This is a genomic window from Marinospirillum sp., assembly GCF_014859565.1.
The window spans coordinates 1-11707 of sequence record NZ_JACUUA010000108.1; the positions used below are offsets into that span (position 1 = coordinate 1).

General features: G+C 46.8%; 15 protein-coding genes. 13 read left to right on the forward strand and 2 right to left on the reverse strand.

Annotated features, from left to right (window positions below):
* Positions 1-161: 161 nt before the first annotated feature.
* Together IBX50_RS12625 and IBX50_RS12630 are read right to left on the reverse strand one after the other, a co-directional pair.
* A complete protein-coding gene (locus tag IBX50_RS12625) occupies positions 162-902 on the reverse strand; it encodes a DUF2726 domain-containing protein (protein ID WP_292256358.1) in 741 nt (246 codons plus the stop codon).
* Positions 903-921: 19 nt separating this feature from the next.
* Positions 922-1206 carry a helix-turn-helix transcriptional regulator gene (locus IBX50_RS12630; protein WP_292256359.1) on the reverse strand — a complete coding sequence of 95 codons (285 nt, stop codon included), beginning with the start codon at positions 1204-1206 and terminating at the stop codon, positions 922-924.
* A 140-nt stretch (positions 1207-1346) separates the two neighbouring features.
* Here IBX50_RS12630 and IBX50_RS12635 point away from each other — a divergent pair, with 140 nt between their 5' ends.
* The 13 genes from IBX50_RS12635 (at position 1347) to IBX50_RS12695 (ending at position 11229) form a co-directional block, all read left to right on the forward strand.
* The gene (locus IBX50_RS12635; RefSeq protein WP_292256360.1) at positions 1347-1604 is read left to right on the forward strand and encodes a hypothetical protein; all 258 of its coding nucleotides are present in this window, start codon (positions 1347-1349) and stop codon (positions 1602-1604) included.
* 2 nt (positions 1605-1606) lie between these two features.
* Positions 1607-2182: a hypothetical protein gene (locus IBX50_RS12640; protein WP_292256361.1), complete on the forward strand. Its 576-nt coding sequence runs from the start codon at positions 1607-1609 to the stop codon at positions 2180-2182.
* Between the two features lie 2 nt (positions 2183-2184).
* Positions 2185-2793 carry a hypothetical protein gene (locus tag IBX50_RS12645; protein WP_292256362.1) on the forward strand — a complete coding sequence of 203 codons (609 nt, stop codon included), beginning with the start codon at positions 2185-2187 and terminating at the stop codon, positions 2791-2793.
* Positions 2790-3374, forward strand: a complete 585-nt coding sequence (locus IBX50_RS12650; protein ID WP_292256363.1) for a hypothetical protein — start codon at positions 2790-2792, stop codon at positions 3372-3374. The genes IBX50_RS12645 and IBX50_RS12650 overlap by 4 nt, the downstream gene beginning before the upstream one ends.
* On the forward strand, positions 3367-3540 hold the full coding sequence (locus IBX50_RS12655) for a hypothetical protein (protein WP_292256364.1): 174 nt from the start codon (positions 3367-3369) through the stop codon (positions 3538-3540). The genes IBX50_RS12650 and IBX50_RS12655 overlap by 8 nt, the downstream gene beginning before the upstream one ends.
* Positions 3541-3885: 345 nt before the next feature.
* Positions 3886-4239 carry a hypothetical protein gene (locus tag IBX50_RS12660; RefSeq protein WP_292256365.1) on the forward strand — a complete coding sequence of 118 codons (354 nt, stop codon included), beginning with the start codon at positions 3886-3888 and terminating at the stop codon, positions 4237-4239.
* An 18-nt stretch (positions 4240-4257) separates the two neighbouring features.
* Positions 4258-4752, forward strand: coding sequence for a tail virion protein G7P-2 (locus IBX50_RS12665; RefSeq protein WP_292256366.1), 495 nt, complete (start codon positions 4258-4260; stop codon positions 4750-4752).
* Entirely contained in the window at positions 4749-5000 is a 252-nt protein-coding gene (locus tag IBX50_RS12670) for a major coat protein (protein ID WP_292256367.1), read from the forward strand. Before IBX50_RS12665 ends, IBX50_RS12670 begins: the two co-directional genes overlap by 4 nt.
* A gap of 246 nt (positions 5001-5246) precedes the next feature.
* Positions 5247-7061, forward strand: coding sequence for a hypothetical protein (locus IBX50_RS12675; RefSeq protein ID WP_292256368.1), 1815 nt, complete (start codon positions 5247-5249; stop codon positions 7059-7061).
* Positions 7061-7495: a DUF5455 family protein gene (locus IBX50_RS12680; RefSeq protein WP_292256369.1), complete on the forward strand. Its 435-nt coding sequence runs from the start codon at positions 7061-7063 to the stop codon at positions 7493-7495. The genes IBX50_RS12675 and IBX50_RS12680 overlap by 1 nt, the downstream gene beginning before the upstream one ends.
* A gap of 2 nt (positions 7496-7497) precedes the next feature.
* On the forward strand, positions 7498-8568 hold the full coding sequence (locus tag IBX50_RS12685; RefSeq protein WP_292256370.1) for a zonular occludens toxin domain-containing protein: 1071 nt from the start codon (positions 7498-7500) through the stop codon (positions 8566-8568).
* Positions 8549-9805 (forward strand): hypothetical protein, encoded by a 1257-nt coding sequence (locus tag IBX50_RS12690; RefSeq protein ID WP_292256371.1) that lies wholly within the window; start codon positions 8549-8551, stop codon positions 9803-9805. The genes IBX50_RS12685 and IBX50_RS12690 overlap by 20 nt, the downstream gene beginning before the upstream one ends.
* 95 nt (positions 9806-9900) lie before the next feature.
* On the forward strand, positions 9901-11229 hold the full coding sequence (locus IBX50_RS12695; RefSeq protein WP_292256372.1) for a hypothetical protein: 1329 nt from the start codon (positions 9901-9903) through the stop codon (positions 11227-11229).
* The last annotated feature ends 478 nt before the right edge of the window (positions 11230-11707 follow it).

An 11707-nucleotide genomic window follows, 5' to 3' on the forward strand; every position in this document is an offset into this window, starting at 1 on the left:
GGTTTCGCTGGTGCCGGCACCAGGAGTCGAACCCGGGACCTACTGATTACAAGTTGTTCCTGATGTTTTCACTATACGTCAGACCCTTACAGTTCAAGGCTTCCGCGCATTTCCGCTTTCACTCTATTGCTTCTCGCTTCTTCTCCGTTGACACTTTTTTGTCACTGCGTCTGTCTTTGTAATTGTCTCTTTTCGTTCAGCTCTTCCAGACTGTACCTCAGTATTTTTACTCCAGCATTCTCAAAAGCAGTGTTCAGTATCCGGTCTCTTCTTTCCCTGTCTGGCAAGCTGTGTGTTTTGTCATCAATCTCAATCGCTGCTTTTATTTCCATGTCTTTACCAACAATCACAAAATCAACATGCCACTGGCTGATCTGGCGGAATGCTGAGTACCACTCTGGTGTCTGGGATCTGATGCTTTCTTTGTGTGGTTCTATGATGTCCAGTACACGTACCTGGGCAAATATATAATGAGAATCGCCGTACCGCTCTAACAGAAGGTCGTAATAGATTTTTTCTGTTGGTGACATGAAGTGCCGTTTTCCCTGGTAAACTTTCATTCCCTTTTCAATCATGTTTTCTACGTTGCTTTTGTTCTCTGCTGTGCTTCCAGCACTGGTCTTCTTTTGTCTTTTTTCGAATCCCTTTTGAGTGAAATCATGCTTCCTGTTTTTTATTATCTTCCTTTTCATGTTCGCCATGTCCTGATCCTCGTCTCCTGCTTCCTTTGGCTTTTTTTCAAGCTTCTTTAACTTCTTGATGTATTGGATGTTTTTTCCTGTTCCCTTTTTTTCTGATATCTCGACAATAAAGCTCAATATTATCAGGAGCAGTCCAATACCCATCATTGTCTGGAGCATTTCAGCCTCCTTGCTTATGTTTGCCTTCCACCCTGGAACCATTTGCTCAGTACCTGACTGGCTACTCGGTATCCGTCCCGGTTCTTTTTAAACTGTCACATGCACCTTCAATCCCTGGGCTGATTTGTCCAGCTGCTTCATTCACCTGGTCTGTCATTAGCCAGAGGGTGTATTGAGGCCACTTTTTGCAGATTGCTTCCAGAATATCCCCTTTTGGCACTCTTCCCGTCTGCTCTATTCCTTCTATCGTTTTCTTTGGAATATCAAGCAATTCTGAGAATTCATGCCTTCCCGATGTTTCTGCCTCTCGAATTTCGCGAATTTTTTTTGCTAACGAGCTTGCCATATAGGCCGCGCCTCACTATACTTATTTTCGAGGACACCTAATTCGGTGACACTGAAAAAGGGTACTCAGATTCACTTGGTTTCACTCAATATCACTAAATCGCTCTACAACCCATTCTAGCATGACAGGAGTTTCTTGCTATGAACCAGTTGACCAGCATTAGCAACACCCAGGCATCTGCCTCCGGACAGCCTGATTTCCAGTTTCAGCCTGTTCTTCACGTCACCACCAGCACTCCGCTTGTCAGTAAAGAGCGCTTTGCTGAACTCGTTGGCCTCCGTCCTTCCATTATCACCGGTTGGGCTTCAAAGGGTTACATCCCTACTGTTTCAGTTGGTCGTCACCAGCTCGTTAACCTTGCACTGATTCAACGTCAGTGCCTGGAACAGGAGGCTTGAACATGCACTCTTCAAAGCTTATTGATTTGGTCGTAGAACATATTCCAGGCGTCCGGGTTAGTTATGATCATGCCTCAGAATTTAATCTGTACGTTGTTTTTCAGCTTGGTTTCAAGACTCTTGTAGTGTCAGCTAAAAACAGGGAGTCAGATAACACTGAGTATTGGCGTATTGGTGAGTCTGGTGGTCATGAATTTGTTTTTATCACATTTACTGACCCACTCCATTTGTTACCTTACATTGTTTTCAAGTTGTGTTCTGATACCTGTAAGGTTGACTTAGATATTAGCCCTCGTCAGCTTTTGAATATTCCTATTAACCTCTCTGAAAATTCGCATATAGCAATTACTGACGGTGTGATTTCCTTTCGTCTTGGTACAGGTGATTTGCACGTTAATATTCACAAGGAATCCGATAGTTATCATGCTTATATTGCAGTGTTGAGTACCCGTTACAAGATTTCTTTCACTGATCCACGAAATGTCTTTCCGCTAATTTCATACTGCTTTGGTTCGGTTTTTTCTGACTTTCCGTTATCTTCATTTTACACGTTGCACTCTTTGGAAAAGGAGGTCTGAATATGAACCCTGATAAATTGATTGACCTTGTTAAAAGCCTTTTTCCTGATGTTGGTGTATTTTATTCTCCTGCTGATCCTGAGTTTCCGTCATCTATACCTGTTGTTCAATTTTCGGCTTTTGACAATGCCGTTACTATTGATATTTCTGATAGTCTGTACAGTATTTATGATTATGATGTTAATGATTTTGATCGTGAAGTATATATAAGTTTCAATGATCCGCTTCATGTTCTTCCGTATATCTATCTTTGGCTGGATTCTGGCAAAGCTGAACCTGAATTACCCCAGTATGATGAATTTTGCCGCCATTTAACTGCCGTTTATCATCTGTTGCTGGCTGAAAACTCGTTTGAATATGCTGGTGAACCTGAACGATCTGATGGTTTTTTACGTTTCTGGTACGAAGATTTGTCTGGTTGGAATAAGTGCCTGTCTGAGCCTAGTCATTTTGCACCTGGTTCTATTTTTATTTCAGTCCTTACTCGTGACATTTTTGAAGCGGTTGGTGGGACTGAATATGATGCTGCAGCATCTTTTAAACTCGTTGGTCATCTTCCACATAAATTTGCAGGTGACTATGTTGATGCTGACGGGGGGTACTCTTCATGAGTATTGAAGCTGATCGCCTCCGTTTATTTACTGCCTGTCTGGATTATCTGGTTAATCATCTGCCAGCACTGGCCTTTGATACTGACTTTTCAGACTTCACTATCAAGGTCACTGCTCCAGGTGTTGATCAGCCGTTAAACATTACGTTTGAGTATGACGGTACAAGCCATGATTACCGCCTGAATGGACGTGATTACTTTACACCTGCAGATCTGCTACTGGCACTGGCAAACAGGACGGGTAGCAACATTCTCTTTACCGGATCTGTTGTTGAGGAAATGCAGGCGCTTATTCCTCCTTTTGCTGACTACCCTTTCAGGCTTCGCCGTAAAACCGGCGCTCTTTCTGAAACTTGCCTGTATTTCGCTCCAGATTCACAGCTGAGACTGGTTCCTTCTTTCACCCGTTATCAGGTTAACCAGGGTCTTTTTCATCATCGTAAACATTCGCTTGATCTTGCTGTACATGCCGCTCTGCTGGAACGCCTGAGTCAACTAACCGGCTCCATGGGCGCACTGCGTTCCGTTCATCTTCAGTACGCCCTTACCCGTAAATTGCCAGAGGTAAAACATCATGACTAATCCCTCCAAGAAGTGCCTGCGAATCTTTGTGACAGATCAGGTACACGCACAGCTTTACCGTATTGCTGCAGACAAACAGGTCACTGCTAATCAGCTGGCCTCTGAGCTTGTCACCGCACAGGTAGAGGTTACTTCTAAGTCTTCTGCCTCTACCGCTTCAGCCTGACAGGTCACCACCATGCAATCTGAAAACTTTCAAGCCGTTGCCTGCACCTTGACTGCAAGAACAAAAGCGGGACCGCGGCATGGTGTCAACCCCCGAGGGCTGCCTTATGCCCGAGCGGGGTTTATACCATGTCGCTGTTCTGCTCAGATCCGGCAAGTCTCGGTGTTGGTAACCGGTTTTAAAGAGAGAAGTAAAACCCCGGCTTTTCCGCTCGTCCAGCTCCTGAGGCATGGATGCCGTCCCTTCACAGATCGGCTTTTTGATCTGGGAAGGGCAGGAGCCACGGCGGGATTCCGTTGAAGTAACCACTGAACCATCCATAAAACATAACTGAAGGAAATCACAATGAACGCATCCTATACCATCAAAGCTGAAGTGCTCGGCCTCTCACGGTACGCGATGGACAACGGCATCAAGGGCGCAAACGTCTTTATTGTCCAGGATTCTGCCGGTAAATCTGAGAATCGTCTGGGGCGGGAAGTCATGACGGCCAAGGCCGATTATGAAATTTTTGAAGACTTCCGGGATTATGAAGAACTGTTGCCCGGTGAATTTGAGCTGGATATGCAGATGCGCCCAGGTGCCAAGGCATCTCTGACTATGTATGTTGCTGCTGTCCGTCCTGTTCCCGCTGCTGGTAAACAGTCTGCAGGTAACAAGGCACCTGAAGCGCCTGCTACTGCGTCTACCAAGTCCTGATAGGGAAGGGGAGTTGTCATGGCTGAGCTTGTCGGACTCTGTAACCAAAGCTGGAATGAAACCCTGTTTGATGGCAGTCAGATTATCAGCTGCCCGTCAGACAAGTTTCAGCTGTTACCACCTGCAGATGCCGTCAGCCAGCCTGACTTTTTTAACTACACCTCACCAGTGGCCACCTGTGCCACTGGCTTCAGTCAGGTTGTTTCCGGAGCTAATCACCAGCTGATTTGCTCCGGAAGCGACTTTGCTTTCATCAGCCGTTCTGACTTCTTCAGTGCTGTACCGCCTGTTGAAGATGGCTCCATGAACCCAGCGCAATTTGAGAGCCTCTGGCTACTCGTTTTCATCATAGGACTAGTCATGGCCTTTGGCTTGGGCGCAATACATGGGGGGGCAGCGTTAATGGATTCTATACCTTTGGTTGTTTCTTCCCTGTTTGCTGCCTATGCCATCGGCTGGTCATGGGCTGCGTCCGTAACTTACTTCAAACAATTCATGGAGAAATCCACGTGAAAGCAAAACTTCAATTTCTGCGTCGTATCTCTGCACAAGCCGTACAAAAAACCGCTGCTGTTGCTGCTATCACTGTCGCCGGTACTGGTGCGGCTATGGCTGATCCTGCTGCGATTACTGCGGCGTTTGGCTCGGTATCTACCAGCGCCGCTAGCATGATCAGTGAAGCCTGGCCGATTGTAACCCTGGTCATGGGTGGTCTGGTCACTATCGGTCTGTTCAAGAAAGTCATCAGTCGCGCTACCTGATCTGCCCTTGCCTCCCTTCGGGGAGGCTTTTTTACAACAGGACAAATACCATGACCAGGCATCATATCGAAATCGGGCTTTCTGTCCTCAATCTTTTTATCTGGTGGCATGTATTTAGCTTGCCGTTAATTGGTGTGTTTTAACAATGAAAGCAAGAGTAATCTTCACAATGCTACATATGAATACAGTAATGTTAGTGATCGGCGCTATTTGCGGCTTTGCGTTCACAAGTATGTGGAGATTTTAATGGTGAATTTTTTCCGATTTACATTTTTGATTTTATGTTTTTTTTCAGGCTTTGCCTATGCTTGTCAGATTAACTCATATAGTGATATAGATTTTTCTAAGCTCCCATCTGTTACCCCTAATCCATCTAATTCAACTGTTGATGTCTACTTATGCGGTGGAGACAATCCCCCTCAAAATACTATTTCTTTTGGTGGTACTGGTCTTCTTGTACATACATGGGTGTCTGAAAAAACTTTCGGCAATTATCACTGTGGTGGGGGTGTTTATGCTGCTGCCAGAACGTATAGGATGTACACTTCGTCATACGATTTGTCTGCTGTTTGTCCCATTAAAGAACCTGAGTTATCACAACCTAACCCTCCCAAGGATGATGAGGAGTGTGATTCTTTAAAAGACACTGAGCTGGGTGCTGCTAATGGTACTGAGGCTTGTATATCACTCCCTGCTTCTGTTTCTATAACCGGGTCTGCTCATTCATTTACAGCATCCGGCTGTAATATTGAGATTTATAATGGTGCTCCAGCATCATTCTATGGTGGGGGTGAAACTCGTTATTTCTGTGGTTTTATTAACTCTACTTCTACTGGTGAGGAGTGGACTGATGATGACTTCACCCAGAACCCAGACCCTGAACCTCTGCCAGCCCCCGATCCTGATGACCCTCCGGGCGAATATGACGATAACGGGAATTTTATTCCTTTCCCTGACCCGTCAGATCCTGACCCAACTAATCCCACTGACCCAGCACAACCTACTGACCCTACAGAACCCACTGATCCAGGCGGCTCAACAGGTGGCGGCGGTGATACAGGTTCTCCCGGCGGCGGCGGTGGCGGTGGTGGTGACCCAGATCCCACACCAGATCCAGATCCCACGCTAGATCCAGATCCCACACCAGATCCAGATCCCACACCAGATCCAGATCCCACACCAGATCCAGATCCCACGCCAGATCCAGATCCCACACCAGATCCAGATTCCACGCCAGACCCAGATCCCACGCCAGATCCAGATCCCACGCCAGATCCAGATCCGACACCAGATCCAGACCCCACGCCAGGTGATGGGGAAGGTACTGGTGAAGGTGACGGGGAAGTCGATGGCGAGGGTCTGCTTGCCAGCATTTACAGTGGTATGACTTCTGGGTTTGCAACAGCTGCATCTGCTATTGCTGCTTTGCCTGGTCAGATTTCATCTTCACTTTCTGAACAGTTCAACAGCTTGGCTGATCATCTTACTGGCGTCTCTGATGGTGTCCAGGGTGTTACTGACGCCGTTGATGGTGTCCGTGAAAGTATTGATGGCTTGCCTTCTGGTATTTCTGATGCTTTGTCAGATCAATTCACTGGTATTGCGGATTCTATATCTGAGCTGACCGATGCACTGGGCTTGGATTGTGAAGTAGCGGACTGTTCTGAACCTGATATGACTGTCGAAGCGGATTTGTCTGCTGAACTAGGTACTGAGCTGTCAGCCCTTGACACGCTGGCTCATGATTTTGATTCCTTGCTTGAAACTGATTTTGACCAGGTTGCACAAGATGAATTTGAGGCTGATAAAGAAGCTGTTCTCGGTCTTTTTTCATTCGTTCAGGATCAGTTTTCAGGTTTTAATCTAGTTAATACCTTTATGCCTCAGTTTCCTTCTGCATCCTGTACTGATCAGCATTTTTCTTTTCTTGGTAATGTTTTAACTGTTTCCTGTACGGCATTTGAAAAGATCAGGTCAATACTTTCTTTTCTGCTTGTTTTTTGGGCGGCTATGAGGATTAAAGACATTCTTCTAACTTTGACTCCGGGGAGTACCGGCTAATGTACGGAATTATCATTTCTGCACTTATGCAAGCTTTTTCATGGCTTTTTAGGGTTGTTTTGCTTCCGATTCTAAAATTCCTGCTTGCTCCTTTTATTGCTATTATTATTGCGTTGGGCTCGTTGATTAAAGAGTTTTTCTCTGGCTTGTTAAAGGATGTTGCAAATAAAAAGTTCAAGTTCACTTTCTTTATGGTGTACCTCGGTTTGTTCTTTGGTGTTTTTACCGCTGCTATTGTTGTCATTATGGGTTTTTACCTGGCTATCAAAACCACCTTGCCTCCAGAACTTAGCCTCGCTATCAGTCTTATAAAACCCAACAACTTTGAAGCCGTTGTTTCCGCTGTCATATCTGCTGAGGTCACTGCATGGGTGTTACGTGAACAGCGTTACATCTTCTTCAGGTGGGTTACTGTTTCCCAGGGCGGTAAATAGCTATGCCGGTTTATTTTGTCACCGGCAAGCTGGGTTCCGGTAAGTCCCTCATCAGTGTTGGCAAGATCCGCGATAAGCTCAACAGCGGCTGTAAGGTTGCCACCAACATTGATCTTAACCTTCATAAGCTCATTAATATCAAGTCCCGCAATGCAACTGTTTACCGTATTCCGGACAAGCCTGAACTACAGGATCTGGAGGCTATTGGCGTTGGTAATGACACTTATGATGAAGGTAAAAACGGTCTGCTGGTACTTGATGAGTGTGGCACCTGGTTCAACTCGCGTTCATGGGGTGATAAATCAAGGCAGGATGTTATCAACTGGTTTCTTCACGCTCGCAAACTTGGCTGGGACATCATCTTTCTTGTCCAGGACATCAGTATTGTAGATAAACAGGCCAGGGAAGCGCTTGGTGAGTTTGTCGTTTACTGTCGTCGTCTTGACCGCGTTGGTATTCCGCTTGTTTCGCCTATCGTTCGTTTTTTCACTGGTATTCGTATCACCCTTCCTAAGGCACATTTTGCCACGGTCAAGTATGGCATCTATCAAACATCAATCAGTGTTGAGTATTGGCTCTATACCGGTAAAAGCTTGTACACCGCCTATGACACTAAACAGGTTTATTCCAGCTATTACGAAAGCCGCACCTATCAAGTTCTTCCTCCTTATTTCAGCCACTACCGTTACCAGGTCAAAAAGGATCTGAGGTATTACATGCGAATTACTAAAATCTACTGGAAACGCTTCAGTCGGCCTATGGCTTTAATCACTGGTTTTTTTCTTGGTGTGCTTTTCACTTCCGGCTATCTCCTGCAGGACTTGGTTCAGCAGAAAAAAGCCTATGCTGCTGAACAGCATCAACAAGTTCAACAGTCTACTTCTCCACTGTCTGGCTCCCGGATCACAGGTTATTCCAAGCTGGGTGACTGGGAAAACTATCGCCTTCTTACACCTGATCTCCAACACCTGTCCTCGGATGACATAAAAGCCCGTGGCTACCGTCTTCAACCAGTTGCCGCCTGCCATCTCATCATCACAAAAGGAACCTTCCGTGAAGACGTTCGTTGCTAGTCTCCTGCTGTTGTTCAGCACTTTTACCTTAGCTTCCACTCCGGTCATTCTTCAGGACACTGAGCTTCGGGATTTTGTCACCTGGTACACTAAACAAACGGGGCAGGGTGTCATCATCAGCCCAGGGATTAAAACCACCCTCACCGTTTATGCACCGGACGTTACCCCTGACGCTCTCCCTGATCTTTTTGCCGCTGTTATCCGGTCTCATGGTTTAGACCTCCAGCCCGGTAATCCGCTTGTTATTACTCAGCCTGACCATTCTCTCCAATCGGCTGACCAAGATGAATCATTGCCGCTGGTTACTCGTGTTCATGTTTTTCGTCATGTTCTTGCTGATGACCTGCTGGATTTCAGCACCAGTTTTGTTCAGCTTCAGCGGGATGGCAAACAGGCCAGTAAATCACCCGCTGTCTACGTTATTCGTTCACTCAATGCCCTGGCACTGACAACAACAGAAGATCAACATGCTGTTTATGATGATCTTTTGCCGCTCCTGGATAACCCCAGACCACTTATTCACCTTGAATCAATCATTTATGAAACCTCTGATTCTTCCGGTCTGGATCTTGGCTTGTCATACGGCCAGTCAACACGCTCTGATTCCGGTGCCTTGAGCGGCTTCAACCTTTCTGGCCTCAGTCAGATGCCCGGCACTGGTGGCTCTTTTGGCATCTTTGATGGTGATTACCTCACCTTTGTACTGAATGCCCTTCAGTCTGATCTCGCCGGTAAAATTCTTAGTACCCCCCAGATTCTTGTTTTGTCCGGTGAACAGGGGGTCATCTCTGTTGGCCAGAACGTCCCATTTCTTACCTCCGTCACTACTGGCACCAGTCAGACCACCCAAGGCATCGAGCGGCGCGACGTGGGTGTATCCCTCTCTGTGAGGCCGTTTGTGAGCCAGCAAGGGCAGATCATACTCAACATCAGTCTCACCGCTGACACGATAAACCAGAGCCTTCAGGCCACTGACATCATCACAAATACACGGAACCTTACGACCACTGTCCGTATTCAGGCTGGCCAGAGCATCACCCTGGGCGGACTGATCACTGAGGATCAGGAGGAAACCGTTAAAAGTGTTCCTCTTCTCGGCTCAATTCCCATCCTTGGTGTTCTATTTCGCTCCACTTCCACCAGCACCCACCGCAGGGAATTAAATATTGTCCTGAGAGCATCTGAAATTACTGGCGCTCGTCCTGCTCAGCTGACTCCACGCAGTGGGGGCGGCTGAGCAGGCTTGGCGTGCCCCCTGTAGCACTGCACGCAGAACATTATTCCTGACCCTCAAAGGTCATCACTAAATTTCATTCTGTTACGGATAAAAAAATGAAAAATTTAAAGAAATGGGATCGTCATTCTCTGCTGTCACTTTCAATGGGTACTGATGGTGACCCTCGCGGTAACATCCTCCTTTCACCTCGCGGTCAGGTTAATGTTTCTGATCTGAAGATTCTTTCGTCCACTGTTGATACCATTCGGCAGTTGTATAGCGGCAAGATGAATTCTGAGCTTCTTGTTACCCTTGATGATGTTTATCAGCAGGGACCAGGTTCCACATGGGTTGATCCGCTTGGCAACCTTTTTTCCGTTGGTGGTGCCATGGTTGGTGGTTACAAGTATAAGCTTCAGTCCAATGATCTCGGCCTGATTATCCTTCTGAAGCACCGGCACCACACTCCTGATGTCTCTGCAAGTCACCTGAAAATTGAGCTGAGTCCTAAGCTCATTCAGAGCATGGGTGTTGTTCAAATTCAGTCCTATCTTGATTCAATCGCTGCTCAGTGGCTTCAATCTCCACAGCCTGCAGGATGTGCCGTTCATATGGCGTTAGATGTGCAGGGTTGGCAGCCTTCCAGCAGTTTTATCCATAACTTTGTCTGCCGCTCTAAACGTGTTACTACGTCTCACGGCATTTCTGATTTCACTGTTGATTCCGGTGAGATTGCATCAGTTTACGGCCATGGGCAGTCGATGCTTTTTGGCACCAGCAGGGCAATGCAGTGTGCTATCTACAACAAGACTCGTGAAGCGCTTGCTCGTGACAAGCTGGATTTCTGGGAATCCATTTGGTCAACTGCACCAGGTGATGATCCTTTCGCTACTGCTTATGACCCTGATCAGGACGTTTGGCGGGTTGAGCTTCGCTTTCATCAGTCTGTAATTCGTGAATATGCTGCCGGTGAAATTGACCTGAAAAAATGCGAGTACATCAGTCAGGAGACTGGTGAGGTCATTGGCACTGATCCTCACCTTATGCGTTGGCTGGACATCGTTCCACATCTTACCTCTCTCTGGCGTACTTCTACCCTCTCGTTTCGTCTTGATCACTCTCCCGGGCTTATTGATCCCTATTGGCAGTGCATCAATGAAGATCCCGTTTATTTCGATAATCTGGAGCCAATTCACATGAAGCGTGTTCGCAAACAACCTGGTCGCGGTAATGAAAAGAACATAGGTCTTGCCCTGGGCAATTTGATCAGCCTGTATGCAAGGCAGGGTTTCACACAAGAAAAGGCTCTGGAGTGTCTTCGCCATTCCGGTATCTGGGGTGAGATTCAGGCGTATTACCAGCGTCGCGGTCTTGAGCTTTGGCAACTCAATGATTTGATAGGTAAAAAACTGACTGAAAGGCGATTGCTGGGCAGGGCTGCTTGATATGGCTATCAGGAAAGTCAAAACCGGTTGGCAGCTGGATATTCAACCGTCCAGGTCTTCGCCGCGTATCCGAAAGACCTTTAAAAGCAAGTCGGAAGCTTTGCGTTATGAGAGGGTGATACAAGATCGCCATGATCAGGGTGTTGAGCTGAAGCCAAAAAAGGACACTCGCACTCTTTCAGAGTTGATTGCTCTATACCACGACCTTTGCGGCCAGCATCTTAAAAGTCATCGTGACAGGTTGCGTTCTTTGCTCAAGCTCTGCGAGATGTCTGGTGACCCTCAAGCTTATCAGCTCACTCCTAGCTGGTTCGCTGAACTGTGTTCACTCCGTGCTAAAACCGTTTCACCGTCTACCCTTAACCATGACAGGGCGTATCTCCATGCGCTCTTTAATGATCTGTCGCGCCTTGGTCATTGGTCTGAGGTGGTTCAATAGACCTGTACACACCAGTTAAGTGACAATAACCTTAACTGG